The organism is Shewanella sp. A22 (assembly GCF_053850585.1).
In genome coordinates this window covers 1-19,812 of record NZ_JBSQBN010000091.1, presented here as the reverse complement: position 1 = coordinate 19,812, position 19,812 = coordinate 1, and the positions used below count along the sequence as shown (strand labels likewise).

Annotated in this window: 19 protein-coding genes; 13 read left to right on the top strand and 6 right to left on the bottom strand. The window is 40.6% G+C overall.

The window, feature by feature from the left end; translation table 11 throughout:
- Window positions 1-246: 246 nt before the first annotated feature.
- The gene (sohB, locus tag ACWXWT_RS15045; protein WP_456042392.1) at window positions 247-1,257 is read left to right on the top strand and encodes a protease SohB; all 1,011 of its coding nucleotides are present in this window, start codon (window positions 247-249) and stop codon (window positions 1,255-1,257) included.
- 80 nt (window positions 1,258-1,337) lie between these two features.
- On the opposite strand, the gene ACWXWT_RS15040 is transcribed toward sohB, so the two are convergent.
- The gene (locus ACWXWT_RS15040) at window positions 1,338-2,405 is read right to left on the bottom strand and encodes a DUF3083 family protein (RefSeq protein ID WP_456042391.1); all 1,068 of its coding nucleotides are present in this window, start codon (window positions 2,403-2,405) and stop codon (window positions 1,338-1,340) included.
- A 171-nt stretch (window positions 2,406-2,576) separates the two neighbouring features.
- Window positions 2,577-3,134 (bottom strand): arylesterase, encoded by a 558-nt coding sequence (locus tag ACWXWT_RS15035; RefSeq protein ID WP_456042394.1) that lies wholly within the window; start codon window positions 3,132-3,134, stop codon window positions 2,577-2,579.
- 61 nt (window positions 3,135-3,195) lie between these two features.
- Between ACWXWT_RS15035 and ACWXWT_RS15030 the strand changes: the two genes are divergently transcribed.
- From ACWXWT_RS15030 to ACWXWT_RS15015, 4 genes are all read left to right on the top strand, one after another.
- Window positions 3,196-3,945: an ABC transporter ATP-binding protein gene (locus ACWXWT_RS15030; RefSeq protein WP_456042390.1), complete on the top strand. Its 750-nt coding sequence runs from the start codon at window positions 3,196-3,198 to the stop codon at window positions 3,943-3,945.
- Window positions 3,945-6,428, top strand: a complete 2,484-nt coding sequence (locus ACWXWT_RS15025) for an ABC transporter permease (RefSeq protein ID WP_456042389.1) — start codon at window positions 3,945-3,947, stop codon at window positions 6,426-6,428. Before ACWXWT_RS15030 ends, ACWXWT_RS15025 begins: the two co-directional genes overlap by 1 nt.
- Before the next feature lie 320 nt (window positions 6,429-6,748).
- Window positions 6,749-7,612, top strand: coding sequence for a DUF4010 domain-containing protein (locus tag ACWXWT_RS15020; RefSeq protein WP_456042388.1), 864 nt, complete (start codon window positions 6,749-6,751; stop codon window positions 7,610-7,612).
- Window positions 7,613-7,762: 150 nt separating this feature from the next.
- Window positions 7,763-8,452 carry a pseudouridine synthase gene (locus ACWXWT_RS15015; RefSeq protein ID WP_456042387.1) on the top strand — a complete coding sequence of 230 codons (690 nt, stop codon included), beginning with the start codon at window positions 7,763-7,765 and terminating at the stop codon, window positions 8,450-8,452.
- A gap of 80 nt (window positions 8,453-8,532) precedes the next feature.
- Here the strand turns inward: ACWXWT_RS15015 and ACWXWT_RS15010 are convergent, their stop codons facing one another.
- Entirely contained in the window at window positions 8,533-9,036 is a 504-nt protein-coding gene (locus ACWXWT_RS15010; protein WP_456042386.1) for a lactoylglutathione lyase family protein, read from the bottom strand.
- Window positions 9,037-9,208: 172 nt separating this feature from the next.
- Here ACWXWT_RS15010 and ACWXWT_RS15005 point away from each other — a divergent pair, with 172 nt between their 5' ends.
- Window positions 9,209-10,105: a LysR family transcriptional regulator gene (locus tag ACWXWT_RS15005; RefSeq protein WP_456042385.1), complete on the top strand. Its 897-nt coding sequence runs from the start codon at window positions 9,209-9,211 to the stop codon at window positions 10,103-10,105.
- Between the two features lie 36 nt (window positions 10,106-10,141).
- Here the strand turns inward: ACWXWT_RS15005 and ACWXWT_RS15000 are convergent, their stop codons facing one another.
- Both ACWXWT_RS15000 and folX read right to left on the bottom strand, forming a co-directional pair.
- Entirely contained in the window at window positions 10,142-11,032 is an 891-nt protein-coding gene (locus ACWXWT_RS15000) for a TIGR01777 family oxidoreductase (RefSeq protein ID WP_456042384.1), read from the bottom strand.
- Window positions 11,033-11,114: 82 nt separating this feature from the next.
- Window positions 11,115-11,483: a dihydroneopterin triphosphate 2'-epimerase gene (folX, locus tag ACWXWT_RS14995; RefSeq protein ID WP_456042383.1), complete on the bottom strand. Its 369-nt coding sequence runs from the start codon at window positions 11,481-11,483 to the stop codon at window positions 11,115-11,117.
- Between the two features lie 420 nt (window positions 11,484-11,903).
- Here folX and ACWXWT_RS14990 point away from each other — a divergent pair, with 420 nt between their 5' ends.
- From ACWXWT_RS14990 to ACWXWT_RS14960, 7 genes are all read left to right on the top strand, one after another.
- Entirely contained in the window at window positions 11,904-13,046 is a 1,143-nt protein-coding gene (locus tag ACWXWT_RS14990; protein ID WP_456042382.1) for an AI-2E family transporter, read from the top strand.
- A 34-nt stretch (window positions 13,047-13,080) separates the two neighbouring features.
- Window positions 13,081-13,989 carry a class I SAM-dependent methyltransferase gene (locus ACWXWT_RS14985; protein ID WP_456042381.1) on the top strand — a complete coding sequence of 303 codons (909 nt, stop codon included), beginning with the start codon at window positions 13,081-13,083 and terminating at the stop codon, window positions 13,987-13,989.
- A 376-nt stretch (window positions 13,990-14,365) separates the two neighbouring features.
- A complete protein-coding gene (locus ACWXWT_RS14980; RefSeq protein ID WP_182772433.1) occupies window positions 14,366-14,524 on the top strand; it encodes a periplasmic nitrate reductase, NapE protein in 159 nt (52 codons plus the stop codon).
- A 39-nt stretch (window positions 14,525-14,563) separates the two neighbouring features.
- A complete protein-coding gene (locus ACWXWT_RS14975) occupies window positions 14,564-14,821 on the top strand; it encodes a chaperone NapD (protein ID WP_456042380.1) in 258 nt (85 codons plus the stop codon).
- 2 nt (window positions 14,822-14,823) lie between these two features.
- Window positions 14,824-17,313: a nitrate reductase catalytic subunit NapA gene (napA, locus tag ACWXWT_RS14970; protein WP_456042393.1), complete on the top strand. Its 2,490-nt coding sequence runs from the start codon at window positions 14,824-14,826 to the stop codon at window positions 17,311-17,313.
- An 11-nt stretch (window positions 17,314-17,324) separates the two neighbouring features.
- Complete coding sequence (locus ACWXWT_RS14965) at window positions 17,325-17,795, top strand: nitrate reductase cytochrome c-type subunit (protein WP_456042379.1); 471 nt, start codon at window positions 17,325-17,327, stop codon at window positions 17,793-17,795.
- An 8-nt stretch (window positions 17,796-17,803) separates the two neighbouring features.
- Complete coding sequence (locus tag ACWXWT_RS14960) at window positions 17,804-18,403, top strand: cytochrome c3 family protein (protein ID WP_456042378.1); 600 nt, start codon at window positions 17,804-17,806, stop codon at window positions 18,401-18,403.
- Window positions 18,404-18,484: 81 nt separating this feature from the next.
- Here the strand turns inward: ACWXWT_RS14960 and ACWXWT_RS14955 are convergent, their stop codons facing one another.
- Complete coding sequence (locus ACWXWT_RS14955; RefSeq protein ID WP_456042377.1) at window positions 18,485-19,495, bottom strand: D-alanine--D-alanine ligase; 1,011 nt, start codon at window positions 19,493-19,495, stop codon at window positions 18,485-18,487.
- Window positions 19,496-19,812: the final 317 nt, after the last annotated feature.

Here is a 19,812-nt window from a genome sequence, read left to right as displayed (position 1 = left end):
ATGAAAACTCAGTAAGGCGATTAATTGAAGTGCGAGCAAGGGCTTCAGAGAGTTCCATAAAAAAATCCGATAATAAAGATTATCGGATTTTCGCAGACTGAAAAGATCGGTCAACCGATCTGTTCAGTTTTTATAGCATTACCGCTTAACTGATCGGCATTAAGTAATAGCTGGGTTTTTTATTCTCTATTGTTTAGGTATTGCTGTTAAAATACCACAAGATTGTCATCCCTTATGGAGCGAGTTTTGGAATTTTTATATGAGTACGGCTTGTTTTTAGCCAAAGCGGTAACCATTGTGGTCGCTATTTTAGCGGTTGTGGTATTAGTGCTGGCAAGCAGCATGAAAAACAAACCAGATAAAGGTGAGTTAAGGCTGACAGATATTTCAGATGAATTACTACAGCTTAAACATCAGTTAAAAGAAGAGTTACTGCCTAAAAAACAATTTAAAGCTTATGAAAAACAGGCGAAAGCTGATGAGAAAGCCACTGAGAAAAAAGGGCTAACTCAAGCTAAGGTGTTCGTTATTGATTTTAAAGGCAGTATTGATGCACATGAAGTTGCATCATTACGTGAAGAAGTGACTGCTATTCTAACGATTGCAGACAAAGGCGATGAAGTTTTAGTGAATGTAGAAAGTGGTGGCGGTATGGTGCATGGTTATGGACTTGCATCAAGTCAATTGGACCGTTTACGTCAAGCCAATATTCCGCTGTCTATTTGCATTGATAAAGTTGCAGCTAGTGGTGGTTATATGATGGCGTGTGTGGCTAATAAGGTCTATGCGGCCCCTTTTGCCATTGTCGGTTCGATTGGTGTCGTGGCACAGGTACCTAACTTTAATCGTTTGCTTAAAAAACATGATATTGATTATGAGCAACATACCGCAGGTGACTTCAAGCGTACATTGACCATCTTTGGTGAAAATACCGATGAAGGGCGAGCTAAGTTCCAGCAGGAGTTAGAAGAAACACACGTGTTATTTAAAGAGTTTGTTGGTCGTTATCGTCCTAATATGGACATTACTAAAGTGGCAACAGGTGAACATTGGTATGGTCAACAGGCAATCGATTTAGGCTTAATTGATGAAGTCTCGACTAGCGATGATGTGGTATTAAATTTAGTTAAGACCCATCAAGTGATCAAGATTAGGTATCAAGTGAAGAAAAAGCTGGCTGATAAAATTGCTCACGGCGCATCATTAGCGGTGAATACTGTTATGAATCGTTTAGCAGAGCGTAACCAGTCGGTATAATGCTACAGTATGTGTCATTTGAACGATAAAAAAACGACAGCTTTGGCTGTCGTTTTTTTTATGGTAACGCTTCGATATGATTAAGCTTTATAACTGATGTGTTGATGAAAACGTAAAATCACATCGGCGTGCTCTTTATCAATATCTAATTCGTTGGTAAACAGGCGTAAAGCTTCTTCAACTTGGTTCATGAAGCGACCATAACCCTCGTCTGTCTCATCATTTTTACCCGCAACAATGACAAAGCGGAACGCTTCGACAAGTTTATTTGTATCCCAATGACAAATCGGTTCAGGTGAATCCGTGTTAGGGTCAAACCCAACCATCTGAAACTCGTTGGTACTGGTTAATTGCTCATACTTACTGTTACGTACAAGGGGTAATTTACCATTGGCAACAACGGCAACGCGTTTTAGCTGTTTACTTGCAGTTGCTTTAATAAACTTGTCACATAAATTTTGATAAACACTTGAAAAATCAGTTATATCATTTGCGAATAATTGATTTTTGATTCGGCGTGCAACGGGGATATTAATCGTAACATAATTAAGCGTGCTGACATTTTCTGGTAGTTCACAATGACGACGTTGATAGCGGCTGTCTACAGCACGTAATTTATAGCCGTAAGTTTCTTTGAACCCCTTTGCTTTTGCAAAAAAATCATAGGAAATATGCTGATGGTCACGGACTTTAATAGGGACATCTTTTACGGGGAGTAATGGCTTTAATTCAGCAATAAATTTTTGTACATGAGTGTGAAATTCTGCTGAATGGCTACGAAGATCGTTGCCAGTCGCTAAAAATACAACTCTCAGTTTTCTTGCTCGAAAACCTGCAACACTGTGTAAACGATTTGCTTCATGATGAGCTGGATTATAGAAAAAACGTAATTGCTCGTCGGTATTTAAGCAATAAGCTTCGTTGTGAAAGCGTACCATCGGCAATTTATCTGTGGTCACTACGTGTACGTTGTACAATTCTTGTTTTTCAGCTAATTGATAAACTAATTTGCTAAATTCATCGTAACAAGTTTCTAAGTCACTGTAAGCGTTGAGATACTCATCGGTTAATGGAAAGCCAATGGTAATATATTGATTTTTACGTGTTGCGGTTGGTAGGTATACTTTTTTTTGACGACTGACGGACATATTATTTCCTTATTGTCTTTATTGTTGTCTAAAGCTTATCGTTATTTATGGTAGATTTGAGCACCTGCTGATGTGCCATTTTAAACGTTGATACTGAAAATAAAATGACTTTCGTACAGTTTAGTAGAATGTTTTTAACATTTGCAGTGAAAGTCATATAAATTGAAATATTTAATCAGTTAATGCTTGTGTGATCCAAGGTAGCATCCATTGCGTAATGCTTGCTTGAGCATGCTCATTTGGATGAATACCATCGCGTTGCATTAAGCTTTTGTCTGCGGCAATATCTTGCATGAAAAATGGCACTAAGTGAATGGCATGTTCAGCCGCTAATTGATGATAGACGTTGGTGAACATTTTTGTATACCTAGGGCCATAATTGGGTGGCACCATAATTTCAGTTAATAATACTTTGGCGCCATGTTCTTCAGAAAGGCTAATGATTTTTGTAAGATTTGATTTCAATTTATTTGGTGGAAAACCGCGTAATCCATCATTTCCGCCAAGCTCAACAACCACAAGGTTAGGCTGGCTGGAAGCCAGTAAACTCGGGAGCCTACGTAATCCACCAGCTGTCGTTTCGCCACTGACAGAGCCGTTAATAATCTTGTGCTGAGGCAGTTCATTACGCAGTAATTGTACCCAACCTTGATCTTCTGGCATGCCGTAACCTGCACTTAAACTATCACCTAGTATCAAAACCGTGGCAGCATAGGTAGGCGCGCACATTAATACCAACGTAAATGCAGTAGCTAACATGCGTTTAAGCGACAAAAATAAGAAGGATCGTATGTCTAATAATATCGTTCGAAACACCAGTGCCATAACTGTAACTAACCTTAATAAAACTGTGGTGACCCAAGAGGGAGAGCTGACTATCCTCAACGGCATTAATATAGAAGTCAAGCAGGGTGACAGTATTGCTATTCTTGGGCCATCAGGTTCTGGTAAATCGACATTACTCGGATTATTAGCCGCACTTGATACTCCAACATCAGGTGAAATTGTTTTGGATGGGGTGGCATTGTCGGGGTTGAATGAAGAGCAAAAAGCCGCACTTCGCAAACAAAAAGTCAGCTTTATTTTCCAGTCGTTTATGTTGGTTGATACGTTAACCGCGCTTGAAAACGTAATGTTACCCGCAGAGCTTGCTGGAGTGAAAGATGCAAAGCAAAAAGCACAGGCTATGCTTGAGCGCGTTGGTTTGTCGCATCGGTTAAATCATTTACCCAAACAGCTTTCGGGTGGTGAACAACAACGTGTTGCCATTGCTAGAGCCTTTATTTGCGAGCCTAAAGTGTTATTTGCCGACGAACCTACAGGCAATTTAGACAGTGTAAACGGTGACAAAATTGCTGATATGTTGTTTGCGCTAAATCAAGAAAGTGACACAACATTAGTATTAGTCACCCATGATTTACATTTAGCAAAACGCTGTGCAAGACAGTTAGTGATGGAAAATGGTCATTTGTCTGAGCCCGTAGCGCACAATACCGCGACATATTCTACGAGCCAATCACATGTTGTGGAGGCTAACTAATGGAATGGCACATTGCTTGGCGTTTATTTAAGCGTGAGCTTGCACAAGGCCAATTAGTATTAATCGTACTTGCCATTACCTTGGCTGTACTCTCTGTCACAGGGCTTGCTCGGGTTAGCGAGCGTTTACAAGTTGCGATAAATGGTGAAGCGGCCAATTTTATTGCCGCCGACCGTATTATCGATTCTCCTGTTGGATTAGACCCTAAAGTCTTAGTAATTGCAGATGATATTGGCCTTGCTCATGTGACTAATATGCAATTTAATTCAATGGTGTATTCAGATGATAAGTTTCAATTGGTTACCGTTAAAGCAGTTGGTGAAGGCTATCCATTAAAAGGCGATATAGAGCTTAGTAGTGGCGTAACAAGGGCCTTGCCAAGCTCCGGTCAAGCGTGGTTCGAGAACCGCTTAGGCGGGTTACTTGGCTATCCTACAAGTATAGAGTTAGGCAACAGTGAGTTATCACTTACAGAGGAAATTAGCCGTTTACCTGATGCGGGTTTTAATCCGTTTGCTTCGTCGCCGGTATTATTAATCCGTTTAGATGACGTGCCTGCAACAGGTATTATTCAGCCTGGTAGCCGGGTGACTTATCTTTACCAATTTACGGGAGATACTGAACAATTAACCGCGTTTGAGCAGCAAGTTAAGCCTTTGCTCAATAGCAGCCAGCGTTGGGTCGATGTGCAATCGGGAGATTCACCGATTGCTTCAGCGGTGCAACGTGCAGAACGTTTTTTGTTGCTCGCCAGTTTACTTGGAATTGCATTGGCGTGCGCTGCTATTGGTATCGCTGCACAGCGTTATTGTCAACGTCATTACGATGTTGTGGCTATGCTGAAAACGTTTGGGGCTTCAGGTAAGCAAATTCGGGTGTTGTTCGGTCTGCATCTTTCGTTAGTGACCTTATTGGGTATCATGCTGGGGCTCATTGGCGGTTTATTGCTTGATCTAGGTATTACGGCGTTTTTACCACCAGAAATTGCAGCATACTCGCCCCCGTATATGCGCCCCGTTATACTTGGTGTTAGCACGGGCCTTATTAGTGCGTTTATGTTTTCTGCTTATCCATTAATGCGTTTATTGGCTATTCCACCATTGCGAGTATTACAGCGTCAGCTAGAAGGCCTGCAACTTGGTATGTGGTTACATTTATTGCTTAGTTTGAGCGCTATGGCATTACTGGGATATTTGTACTCGCAAAGCTTAGCACTCACCATGACGGTAGTATTAGCTGTAATGTTACTTGGAGTATTACTCAGCCTATTAGGTTTTGTCATGATCCGCTTTGGTCATGGTATTGGGATGAAAACCACTAATCCGCTGCAACTTGCTTTAGCGGGGCTACGTCGCCGGGCAAGACAAAATGCAGTGCAATTAGTCGGTTTTAGTAGTGCATTAGTTTTGTTGTTAACTATTTTAGCGTTACGACAGGACTTGTTGAATGAGTGGCAAAAGCAGTTACCAGAAAATGCACCTAACTATTTTTTAGTTAACATCGCGCCTGAAGATGCCAAACCACTGGATGACTTTTTAACCTTAAATCGCATTAAAGCCACTGATATTTATCCCGTGGTGCGTGGTCGATTAACCCACATCAATGATGAAGCGCTGATATCGGGTAAACAAGCTGACGAAGGGGTAGAAGGTCGCGTTGGTATATCGCGTGAGTTAAACTTAACTTATCGCGCCACATTGCCACCCAATAATAAGCTTATTGAGGGAGAGTTTAATCAAGCTGACAATGAGGTTTCTGTTGAGTCTGGTGTTGCCGAACGATTAGGATTATCGCTGGGTGATAAGCTCACTTATCGAATTGATAACCAAGATTTATCCGTTATTGTTGCCAGTATCAGGCAGGTGCAGTGGGAAACTTTGCAACCGAATTTTTTCATGATTTTTACGCCTAAAGCCTTGTCTCCTTTTGCGTATACCTCTATGGCGAGTTTTCATTTGAATGACCAACAATTGGCGACAGCAGGTAGTTTGTTAACGGCGAATGAGATTGTGTTGCAATTAATTAAGCAGTTCCCAACGGTGTCAATTATTGATGTTGGCGCTATGGTTAGCCAGTTAAGACAAATTATCGAGCAAGTCTCCTTGTCGTTATCACTGGTGTTAGCATTAGTTTTGTTGGCAAGTGCGTTAGTGTTAATTGCGCAAACAGAGGCCGGTATGGCGACTCGTCAACGTGAATTAGCCGTACTACGTACCTTTGGTGCATCTGGTTGGTTGTTACGAGCTTCAACCGGATTTGAGTTCGCTTTACTTGGTGCTATTGCTGGTTTGCTTGCGGTGATAGTGGCTGAATTTGCATTATATATGTTAAAAACTCAAGTGTTTGAGTTGGTGGTTTACATGCATTGGCCTTGGTGGGGGATAGCCCCCATTGCTGGCGCGGCAATTGTGTCGATACTTGGAGTATGGCGATGCCGTCAGTTGTTAAATAAATCGTGTAGCGAAATGCTAAAAGCAGGCTAGCGAGGCTTAGTATAGCGTGATGATGTCAGTTTGTGATGTTAATTAATCGGGTACTTGTTTCATCACCATATTATGGGTAACAGATATGGTGATGATTAACAGACAGTCGTTATTAAGTGCTTTGTTGAGACACATTATTGCTTGTCGTCAAGTGAGGCGCCATGATCATGGTTTTCGGTCCTGTGGTTAATTAAACTAATACAAAAGGTAGAAAATTACCGTAATGGGTGATTTAGACTTAAATGCAATGCCGTTCTAAGTGTATGATGGCGCTACGATACATGGAGTAAGTATATACATTATAGGGGCCTTTATTATCGATGGAGCATAAGACACCACTCGCATATCATTTTAAAGATAAACATATCTGGATCGATATGGCCATATTGGCGGCATTGTTTGTTGTGGCGGCTTATATCCCTTTATTAAAAATTGTTCCTTTAATTGCCTGCCTTGAGTTATTCAGTTTTTTAAGTTTTCATTTGTTGGCAAAACGCAGTCGATTCCAGTTACAGGGGTTTCTGGGGGGATTTATTTCCAGTACGGCAGTATTTATACAAGTACTAAATGATAAAAAATTTGCATTTACAAGTGAGCGCGACTTATTACTAACGTTATTATTTGCATTGTGTTCTATGTTATTGGAGTCATTGTTTATTATGTTTTTTATGGGAGAACAGTTACCCATAAAATTTTATCTCCCTTTTGTGACGCAATTATTATTTTTTATTAGCATGATTATTTATATCCAGACTCAATCTCATTTATCCTTTTTAAGCAATCAACCTGGCCAAGCTGCTGTCGAGATAGAACTGTTAATTGATCATCCAATAAATTGGAAAAATGTCGCTAAACTGTCTATTTTGATCCTCGCACTTGTGTACGCCATGCATTTTATCGGCAGTGAACTTGGATTATCTCGTGGGCTCAGTACGTTACTCGTGTCATTTTTTGAAGCTCATGCCATTCTTGTATCGGTTATGACAGAATGGTCTATGAAGCCAGATGACATTGATTTAATAATATTATTGTTGTTAATTTTACTCGGTAACACCATCAGTAAATCGTATCTGGTGTTTAAAGGAAATAATTTTTCTCACCGATGGTTTTTTATAGCAATAATGTTTCTGGGGTTTGCATTAAGTGTCGGTGTGACGTTGTTTTGCTCTTTTTTACTTGAATGATTTTTTATCACCCAAATAATCCTAACCATTATTTACTTTCCACCCAGTGTTATATTGGTTTGAAAAGGAACAACCGTTGTTTTAACCATGCGCCTCAAACAGAAAAACTGAGTGACGCTGATTAAGCACATCATTAATGGAATTGGTATAATGCGGCTGGACCGATTTATTTGTAAAAGTACTGAGTTATTAAAGTCTGATGTGATCCAACTTATCCGCAATGGCGACGTGTTGGTTAATGGGGTGGCTGTTAGAGATGAAGCTGTTCAGGTTCATGAAAATAATGAAATTACCTTAAATGGTCAAAAACTTGTAGCTCGGCCATTTCGTTATATGTTAATTAATAAACCTGCTAATACTCTTTGTTCTAATGTCGATGGGGTTTATCCTTCACTATTTTCGTTAGTGGACATAGAGCGACCATCTGAACTGCATATTGCTGGACGGTTAGATGCCGACACGACGGGATTAGTGCTGATAACGGATGATGGACGTTGGACCTTTGCTATCACCTCGCCCTCAGCAAAATGCAGTAAAGTTTACCGAGTTACATTAGCTAAACCGCTTGCTGAAGATGCTGCAGACTCTTTTTTACAGGGTATTGCTTTGCAAGGGGAGCTAGGGCTGACATTACCGGCGACGTTACACATTATTACACCACAAGAAGTGTTGCTAACATTGACGGAAGGTAAGTTTCATCAAGTAAAGCGTATGTTTGCCGCAATTGGCAATAAAGTGGTATTACTCCATCGCGAAAGTATTGGAGCAGTAAGAGCTGATGTAGCAGAAGGTGAGTGGCGTTATTTAACGGCAGATGAAATTAAGTCTTTTATGCTTTAAACATGCCTCAGTAGTACAAGAGAGTACTACTGAAGCGCAACCTAGAATTAATCGCACTTGTATTGGTTCGTTAGTTCAATCTAATTATACGCACCGCTAGCATAATGTAATTCGTAGCTGTGACTATAGATTTCTAGAATATTACCAAACGGATCTTCCATGTATATCATGCGATATGGCTTCTCTCCTGGGTAGTAATAACGTGGTGCTTTCATACGTTTTTTACCGCCGGCTGCAACAATCTTTTCTGCTAATTCTTCAACATTTGGGTCTTGGACACAGAAATGGAAGATACCTGTTTTCCAATATTCAAAGTTATCCTTTGGGTTTTCTTGATTGTTAAATTGGAATAATTCGACACCGATACGGTCACCCGTTGAAAGGTGAGCAATACGGAATGATCCCCAACCTTCGCCAAATACGTCAGTACACATCTCCCCAATAGGTGTGTCTTCTTCAATAATCTCTGTTGGTTGCATAATTAAATACCAACCCAATACTTCGGTGTAAAATTTAACGGCAGCCTCTAAGTCAGGTACTGAAATACCAATATGGGAGAAACTGCGTGGGTAAGTTGTACTCATAATAACCTCTGACATTTTATTGGTTAGTGACTCTGTATTGAGTCGATGGATAAAGTGTATGCAGTTTTTACGGTTAAGTTAAATTATCAAAAATACTCATTATGATAATTTTAAATTATCATTTAACTGGTATGCTATTGACTGTTACTCGTTATTGCACCCAGAGGAAATAATGTTAAATCAGCAATGGTTAACCACATTTATTAAGTTGGTTGAAGTTGGGCATTTTACTCACACGGCAGAGCAATTATTTATGACTCAACCTGGTGTCAGTCAGCACATTAAAAAGCTTGAAGAGCAGGTTGGGGTTGCTTTGTTATATCGTGTAGGAAAACGTTTTGAACTCACCGAAGCTGGTATTCAATTACATCAACAAGCATTGCTTTGGCAACAACAGCAACAACAATTAATGTCGCAATTGGCTATTGATGATGTACATGTTGGAGAGTGCCGAATAGCATGTTCTGGCTCGATGGCATTATTGTTGTATCCGCATTTAATTGATTACCAACTGCCGCACAAGCAATTACAAATATCCATAGAGGCTGCGCCCAATAAACGTATTATCGACAGTGTATTAACTAATCAAGTTGAAATAGGTATTGTGACTCAAGCGGTTTACATGGAAGAGTTACAGTTAACTGCACTAGGACAACAAGCTTTATGTATTGTTATGCCAAAAACGTATCAAGACAAATTAGTCGACTTTGAACAGATAATGGCATTAGGCATGGTTGCTCATCCAGATGCAATGCATTACTGGCAACAAATGGTCAGTCATTATTTTAGTCATAAACAAGCTGTTGCCCAGCAGGTACCCATACGCAGTTACGTTAATCAATTGCATCAAATATTAGTGCCAGTAGCGAAAGGGTTAGCTTTTGCTGTATTACCTCAATTTGCCGTCGACAGTTTTGCTCAGCCACAACAGATTTGCGTGGCAAAACTTGTGAGTGTTAAAGAACAAAAAAAGGGGGTAAGCGAGCCATTGTTTCTAATTCATAAAAAACATCGGCCTTTAGCGAGCCGCTATCAACCGATTATCGACACCATCAAACATCTCATATAGATGTCACTAAGGTGAAGGTGTCTTCAGTAATGGGTGTTAGTTGACAATGTTTTCCAGCGCATTTTCAATGTCGCTGTAGCGAAACTGATAACCCACATCGAGGAGTCTTGTAGGGAGAACAAATTGCCCTTCAGTGAGCAGTTGTGACATTTCACCCATAGCCAGTCTGAGAGCTAATGGCGGGGTGGTTATTTTTGCCGGGCGGTTGAGAACCTTTCCCAAAGTATGTGAAAATACTTCATTGCTAACGGGATTAGGCGCCGTTGCATTGAACACTCCTTGCAAGTGATTGTGGGTGAGCAGGTAGTTAATCAAGCCAAGTAAATCATCTAGGTGAATCCAACTCATACCTTGCTCGCCACTGCCAATCGGCCCACCCAGGCCAAGCTTGAAGGGCGGTAACATTTTTGCTAGTGCGCCACCATTTTTGCCGAGTACAATCCCAATGCGAGTAATACACACTCGAGTCTGTGGTGATTGGGCTTGAAGTGCAAGGTCTTCCCATTGTTGGCATATGTCATGGCTAAATTCAGCATGATAATCGCTTGTTTCATCAACAGGTGTTTGGCCTTGTCGGCCATAGTAACCGACAGCAGAAGCACTGATAAATGTATGCGGTGGTGTTGTACTATTACGGATTAGTTGAGTTAATGCGGCTGTGATGTCCCAACGGCTGTCACATATCAGTTTTTTTTGTTTGTTGCTCCAGCGTTTGTTGACTATGGGTTCACCTGCGAGGTTAATGACTGCATCAATATCGTCAAGGTGTGATTTGTCTGCAAGGGTTTGCCAGTATTGATGCTGGTTACCCAGAGTACTTTTGCCGTTATTCATATTGCGCGTCAATATGATCAGCTGGTGGTCGTTAAGTAATTTGACTAGTTGCTTGCCAACAAACCCCGTAGCACCAGTGATTAATATTCTCATGCAAACTCCCCCCTTTAGTCATTATCTACACATACGACAGTCGATCCCGAAATGATCATTAATTGGGTGTCAAATATGACCGTTATAGTGGTTTTTGGTAGCATAATTCCATCGACACTGAATCCGCAAAACGCAGTGCGTGGGGCTTATCTATTTCGACACTGGCAAATTCTACCCAATCATGTTCGCTGGCAATAGCGAGAGTTTGGTTGGTTAAGTTTTCCAGCAATGAAAAACGGTTATTTTCAATCAAGGCAATGATTTTTTTAGTAATGGTGCGATAATTCAATGCATCTTCAACATTGTTACTGTTGCGGGCCTTATCAGCACAATAATGAATTACCACATTAATGATGACATCCTGTTGATTATTGATTTCGTCATCTTTAATGCCGATATAAGTACGTAAACGTAAGTTTTTAATGCGTATAATAGCGGTTTCTGGTTTCATATGATGTCAGTGGTTCCCTATAAGTTGTTGTCAGCCCATATTGTCATCAACTGATATAAGAATCGACAAAAAATTTAATAGTTTGCAGTATGTAACTAGGGCCTGTTGATCTTTCAAGGTTGTTTTTGCAGCGAGTTGGTGGTCATTTGTACAAAGAAGAGACTTTGTGGTGTAGTTATTCTACATAAAAAGTCGATAATGCAGTAAAAATGACCAACAAATGCTGCCCGAAGGGTTCGGCTAAAAACGTTTTACTCTTTGTTGAGCGAATTTAGCTTAGATTGCTAGGCAGCAATCCTCTCGCCTCGATTAACACGTTTTTATCTCGAACAAAACTTAACCAGCAAAGATCAAAAGGCCCTAGATCTAGCTTAGCATATAGAATCATTTTAATGAGCAATAATAAGGATTTTTCGCTTTATGAAAGGAATACAACAATCTCCCATGGCAGTGCGCAGTTTTATCGTGATGGCCTGTGTGGTAGTTATTTTAGCCGGCATTAAAACCGCAAGCCCAATCGTGGTGCCATTTGTGTTGTCGGCATTTTTAGCGGTTATTTGTAATCCTGCCATTGTATTAATGTCGCGATTTCGTATTCCTAAATGGTTGTCTATTATTTTATTAATGGCCTTTATTGTATTGATGGGATTATGGCTAGCCAGTTTGGTAGGGAGTTCTATAAATGAGTTTTCCAAACAAATGCCTGTTTACCGCCAACAATTGATTGAGCAATTTGCGTGGGTTATTGAAAAGCTTCAAGATTTCAATATTCAGATTTCAAAACAAAAAGTGCTCGACTATTTTGACCCCGGAATGGCGTTATCCATGACCACCAATATGTTGTCTGGTGTGGGTAATGTGATGGCCAATTTATTTCTGATTATTTTGACTATCGTGTTTATGTTATTTGAAGCGCAATCTATGCCAAAAAAGTTTCATTTAGCGTTAGATGATCCCGATATGCGCCTTAAGCAAATAGACAAATTTCTGCAGTCGGTTAACCAATATATGGTAATCAAAACACTTGTCAGCATAGCGACTGCCACGGTAATAGGTATTGGGTTGAGCATCATCGGGGTTGATTATGCTTTGTTGTGGGCTGTGATTGCTTTCCTGTTTAATTATATTCCTAACATTGGATCTATTATTGCCGCGATACCAGCAGTGTTGTTGGCTTTTATTCAAATGGGCCCCGGCGCCGCAGGTATAACAGGATTACTTTACGTAGGTACCAATATGGTGATGGGTAACGTGGTTGAACCGCGCTTTATGGGGCGTGGTCTAGGCTTATCAACTTTAGTGGTGTTTTTATCTTTAATTTTTTGGGGCTGGTTACTTGGCTCAGTAGGGATGTTGTTGTCGGTGCCGCTAACCATGATTGTTAAAATAGGCTTAGAGTCGAGCGAATCGGGCAGTTGGCTGGCCATTTTATTGTCCGATGATGCTGAAGATACATCCGCTGACCCTGTTGGTGTAGATGATACTCATATCATCGCTGTAACTGACGAAAACAACGACCTTGATAATGACACTAAAGAGAAGTCATCAACATCAGATGTGTAACTGAATCGATTTAATTTATCTAATAAGAGAGTGTATGAAGCGTTTTTTACAAGTATTACCCAATATTACTTTTAGTGATGATGTTTGCCGTTTATTTCACGGACGTGGTGGATTATACCCTGGCGATGAGCATCTTTGCTTAGATTGGTATAACCCCGTACTGCTACTAACCAGTTTTAAAATGTTAGACAATGAACAACGTGATGAATTAGTTAATGCATTAGTGGAGTACTGGCAATTACAGCATCCAAGCAAACCATTGAATTTAGTCTATCAGTATCGTCATGGTGGCCAAACATTCAGTGAGTTGTTATTTGGTCAAGTGCCAGAGCAACATAGTGTGATTGAAAATGGCGCCCGCTTTATTGTGCATTTGCTTCGTGGGCAAAATCATGGTTTGTTTTTAGACATGGCGAATGGGCGTGCGTGGGTAAAACAGCATGCCAAATATAAAAAAGTGCTTAATTTATTTGCTTATACTTGTGGTTTTTCTGTGGCAGCCTTACAAGGTGGCGCCGATGAAGTGGTTAACATGGACATGAGTAAAGGTGCATTAAGTATAGGTAAACAAAATCATTTATTGAATGACTTGCCTGCAGGGGCGCGTTATTTAGGCCACGATATTTTTAAATCTTGGGGTAAGCTTACCAAGCTGGGGCCATATGATTTGATTGTTGCCGATCCGCCTAGTAATCAACGCGGTAGCTTTGTCGCAACCAAGGACTATGAGCGTTTATTAAAACGTTTACCTGACTTGTTAACTCCTCAAGGGGAGGTGTTGTTGTGCCTTAACGCACCAGAACTCGGTTGTGACTTCCTTATGCAGCAAGTCGAAGATACTGCACCACAATTAACCTATATTGAACGTATTGCGAATCCCGATGTATTTGCCGACAGTGATGAGCAAAAATCCTTAAAAGTATTACGTTATCGCTTAAGTTAACCTGATTTATATTGTTTAAATGCCGACGCCCCAAATGGTTGTCGGCTTTTTTTTGTTAACTCATGGTTGTTAGTAAAAGGTTAGCAGTTTGGTTGAGCAAGTTTATTTTTATGCCTTATACTTTATGTTAGCAAAGCGCGATATTCCTCAATAATTCGATTAGATAATCCTTTATTTAATCGGTATTTATGTTCAATAACCCTGATCTAACTAATGAATAATCAAAATTGATGATCTAGATCATATTAACCTCGTTTTACCAATTTGTGAGTATATAGTTTGTAACTGCATTAACGATAAAATTCTCACGAGTCTTAATGAAGCAGCAATGAAACGATGATAATTCATTGTTCTTATCCCCACTCTTGGAGGGTCCATGAGTAATGAAACCGAAAGCAAAAAGGGTTTAGAGTTAAAGATTTTTATCTTTTTAACTGTTTTTTTAGCCCCAATCTTGTCTGTGCTACTGGTTAGCGCGCTAGGCTTTAGTATCTGGTTTAGCCAAATTTTAACTGGGCCCCCAGGCGCGGGTTAATTCTTTAATAATAAATAATAACTAATGTGAGAATGATGTATGAGCAATGAACTTCACGTAACCAGCCTAATTGTCCAAGTACAACCTGAGCAAATGGCTGAAGTAAGAAAAAAAATTATGGCCATCGAGAATGCTGAGTTGTCAGCTAATAATGACGTTAAGTTAGTTGTTGTCGTTGAAGGGTCAAGCCAAAAATCGTTGATGGATGATATTTCGACGATTAATGCCATTCCAGGTGTGTTGTCTGCCACCATGGTTTATCACCAAAGTGAAGAGCTTAAAGAAGGTGAGATATGAAAATGAATAGACGCGATTTTATGAAAGCCAATGCCGCTATCGCAGCGGCAAGTGTTGCAGGCTTAGCATTGCCAACGACGGCAAGTAACCTGATCACAAGCTCTGAGCAAACCAAATTAGAGTGGAACAAAGCACCCTGTCGTTTTTGTGGTACAGGTTGTTCAGTCATGGTTGCTACCCGTGATGGTAAAGTTGTTGCCACCCATGGTGATGCAAACAGTGAAGTTAACCGTGGCTTAAACTGTATAAAAGGTTATTTCCTTTCTAAAATTATGTATGGTCGCGATCGTCTGCAAACGCCAATGCTACGTATGACCGACGGTAAATACGACAAGCATGGCGAATTTACTCCTATCTCATGGGAAAAAGCCTTCGACACTATGGCAGAACGTTGGAAAGCCACCATAAAAGCTAAAGGGCCAACAGCTGTTGGTATGTTTGGTTCTGGTCAGTGGACCGTATGGGAAGGTTATGCAGCGGTTAAGTTGATGAAAGCGGGTTTTGGTTCAAACAATATCGACCCTAATGCTCGTCACTGTATGGCATCTGCGGTTGGCGGCTTTATGCGTACCTTTGGTATTGATGAGCCAATGGGGTGTTATGACGATATGGAAGCGGCTGATGCATTTGTGCTTTGGGGCTCAAATATGGCCGAAATGCACCCTATTTTGTGGACTCGTGTAACCGATCGACGCTTAAGTGCGCCACACGTTAAAGTTGCCGTATTATCTACCTTTGAACATCGTTCATTTGACCTTGCCGATTTACCCATTGTATTCACGCCGCAAACCGATTTGGCGATGCTTAACTTTATTGCAAACTATATTATTCAAAATAATAAAGTGAATAAAGATTTCGTCAAAAAGCATGTTAATTTCCGTAAGGGAACGACAGACATTGGTTATGGTTTACGTCCTACGCATCCGTTACAAATGAAAGCTAAAAACGTTGGTACAGCGGGTGATTCTACGCCAATGAGTTTTGACGAATTTGCCAAATTTGTGGCCGACTATGACGTTGAATCAGTGAGTAAGTTGTCAGGCGTACCTGAACATAAGCTTATTGAACTAGCTGAGTTGTATGCTGATCCAGATCGTAAAGTAACATCATTCTGGACCATGGGCTTTAACCAGCACACTCGTGGTGTGTGGTGTAATAACCTGATTTATAATATTCACTTGTTAGTCGGTAAAATTTCGACTCCAGGTAACAGCCCATTCTCATTAACGGGTCAACCTTCTGCTTGTGGTACAGCACGTGAAGTCGGAACTTTCTCGCATCGTTTACCTGCTGACATGGTGGTGACTAACCCTGAGCACAGGAAACATGCTGAAGAAATTTGGCATATCCCAAGCGGTATTATCCCACCTAAGCCTGGTTATCATGCTGTTGAGCAAAACCGTCGTTTAAAAGATGGCGACCTGAACTGTTATTGGGTACAGGTAAACAACAACATGCAAGCAGGCCCAAACATCAATGAAGAAGGTTTACCTGGTTATCGTAACCCTGAAAACTTCATTGTTGTATCAGATGCGTACCCAACGGTCACCACACAAGCCGCTGATTTGATTTTACCAACCGCAATGTGGGTGGAAAAAGAAGGTGCATACGGTAACGCAGAACGTCGTACTCAATTTTGGCACCAAATGGTTAAAGCTCCTGGTGAGTCACAATCAGATTTATGGCAGTTAATGGAGTTCTCTAAGCGATTCACCACTGACGAAGTTTGGCCTGCTGACGTGCTAGCAGCAAACCCTTCATTTAAAGGTAAAAGCTTATTTGAAGTGCTTTATCAAAATGGCAATGTTGAAAAATTCCCATTAAGCGATGCCGATCCAAAATATTTAAATGATGAAGCTAAGCACTTTGGTTTTTATGTGCAAAAAGGCCTGTTTGAAGAATATGCTACTTTCGGTCGTGGTCATGGCCATGATTTAGCTGACTTTGATGTGTACCACAAAGAGCACGGTTTACGCTGGCCTGTGGTTAATGGTAAAGAAACTAAATGGCGTTTCCGTGAAGGGTCTGATCCATACGTTAAAGCTGGTAAAGATTTTGAATTTTATGGTAAGCCTGATGGTCGTGCGGTTATTTTTGCATTACCTTACGAGCCAGCAGCGGAAGAGCCGGATGAAGAATACGATATCTGGTTATCAACAGGCCGTGTACTTGAGCATTGGCATTCAGGTTCGATGACACAACGTGTCCCAGAATTATACAAAGCTTTCCCTGATGCTGTGTGCTTTATGCATCCTGACGATGCTAAAAAGCGTGGTTTACGTCGCGGTGACGAAATTAGAGTGATTTCTCGTCGTGGTGAAATTAAAACACGAGTCGAAACGCGCGGACGTAATAAGCCACCTGTCGGCCTTGTATTTGTACCTTGGTTTGATGCAAGCCAGCTCATTAATAAAGTGACGTTAGATGCGACAGATCCTTTGTCAAAACAAACAGACTTTAAAAAATGTGCCATTAAGATTGTTAAGGCTTAAGGAGACAGACCATGAAAGCAGGTAAATTATTATCGATTATCGCATTACTAGGTATCTCTGTAAGTGTAATGGCTGCCAGCGTACCCGAAGAAAAAATCGATACATTACGTTTAGCCCCAATTAATGTAGAACCGACACCGCCAGCCATGCAAGCGGTGATCAATACCGATGTTAAGCAGGTTCGTAACTACCCAATGCAGCCACCAGTTATCCCACATAAGATAGATGGTTATCAGATAGATCTTAAAGTGAATAAGTGTATCCAGTGCCATGCACGAACTAGTACTGGTCATTCACAGGCTCCAATGGTGAGTGTGACTCACTATATGGATCGTGACAATAATTTCTTGGCGGAATTATCACCGCGTCGTTACTTCTGTACTCAGTGCCATGCGCCGCAGTTAGATGCCAAGTTACTTGTTGAAAATGATTTTGTCGATATTGATCACTTAATTAAGGCGAAAGCCGCGGTTAAGCATTAGGAGTCACTATGATTGCAAAATTATTTGAACAACTAAAGCTAGTGTGGAAAGTACTCTGTCGTCCCAGTGTTCATTACAGTTTAGGCTTTTTGACCATTGGAGGTTTTATTGCAGGGGTTATTTTCTGGGGTGGTTTTAACACTGCGTTAGAGCTGACCAACCGTGAGCAATTCTGTATTGGTTGCCATGAGATGGAAAATAACGTTTATAAGGAACTGCAAACCACTATTCACTTTACTAACCGAAGTGGTGTGCGTGCAACTTGTCCTGATTGTCATGTGCCACATAACTGGACCGACAAAATTGCCCGTAAAATGCAAGCGTCTAAAGAAGTGTGGGGCAAAATATTCGGCACCATTAATACCCGTGAAAAGTTTGAAGCAAAGCGTCGCCATTTGGCTGAAAATGAATGGAATCGACTCAAAGCGAACGATTCTTTAGAGTGTCGTAACTGTCATAACTTTGATTATATGGATTTTACTCGTCAGTCTAAGCGTGCATCGCAAATGCATTCTACGTCTTTGGCTAGTGGCGAAAAAACCTGTATCGATTGTCATAAAGGGATTGCCCACCAATTACCCGATATGGCAGGTGTTGAAGGGTTTTAACTGATTTAGTATTGCAAGCGCATATAAAAGGCCAGCAAATTTGCTGGCCTTTTATTTTATGCAAATTAGAACGAAAGTCGTTTAGGTTAAATCAACTTGTTGGCCAATTACATCAATTAAATACTCTGTAAAAACATGACCATGGTTTTGCAACATTTTGGGGAACATCGAAATCGGTGTGAGCCCTGGAAAGGTATTAATTTCATTCAAGAGGATTTGATTGTCCTGAGTTAAAAAGAAATCAATGCGCGATAAGTGGCGCAGCTTCATTCCTTTAAAGGCTTTAATTGCATAATCACGGATTTGTTGGCTAACTTCTGGGCTGAGATTGTCTGCAACCACGTCAGTACGGGCTTTGCTGTTTTTAGCGTACTTCTCGTCAAATGAGTAAAAGCTATTGCTGTCGCAAATAATCTCACCCGGTAAGGTGGCGATTACTTCACCTTGATATTCGTACACGGCGACTTCTAATTCGCGGGCCTGAATCGTTTGCTCAACCACAACGTAAGGGGCATAACTAAAAGCGTCTTTTAGTACCTTGGCAATATTAGCTTTCACATCGACTTTATAACAACCCACAGATGAACCTTGTGAAGCGGCTTTAACAAATACCGAGCCCCAATTATCAAATGCGGCTTCAGTTTGCTTAATCGCATCATCATCTAGCTGATGTAAAAAAATATAAGGTGTATTTGGAACGCCTAAAGCTGAAAACCACATTTTAGCGGTTATTTTGTTAAAACAATTACTTGAGGCTTCTGACTCACAACCAAAGTAGGGCAGCTGTATTAAGTTAAAATATGATTGAATGTCGCCAGTTTCTCCAGGAAACCCATGAATACATGGAATCACATAATCAACTGGCCAAGGTGGCGTACTGTTATCTTCAAAACGGATATCACGGCGATTCGTCAAGTCGCATAACTTACCGTCTTCCGTGTGGTAATGCCCATGTTGATCAAGCACTAATTTACACACCGAAAATTTATCAGACTTAGCTAATGATGACTCAAAAAAAAGGGCTGACATCAACGAAATGTCATGTTCTGCGCCGCCTCCGCCGCATAATAACAGCAGATTAATTTTTGGCATGGTAACTCCTGGGAAAGTAAAATATGAACTAAAAAATGGAATGGGTATAAAGGTATTTAACCTAAAAAATTGCCCTTATGATAAAGAAGGAGGCCTATAAAGTGCAAGTAAGAGTTAACACTATTTCAGTTTAAAAAGGATGTTGTTATCTACACTGTTTGAACGTTGCTGTTTACCCTTGTTAAGGCTTTGTGTTCTGGTCAACTCCAACCGGACACTTTTCTAAAAGATATTTCAAAATCTATCGGTGACTGATCAGCATTTGCCGAGTGCAGTCGCTCTAGATTGTAATATTTCATATATTTAGCTACATCATC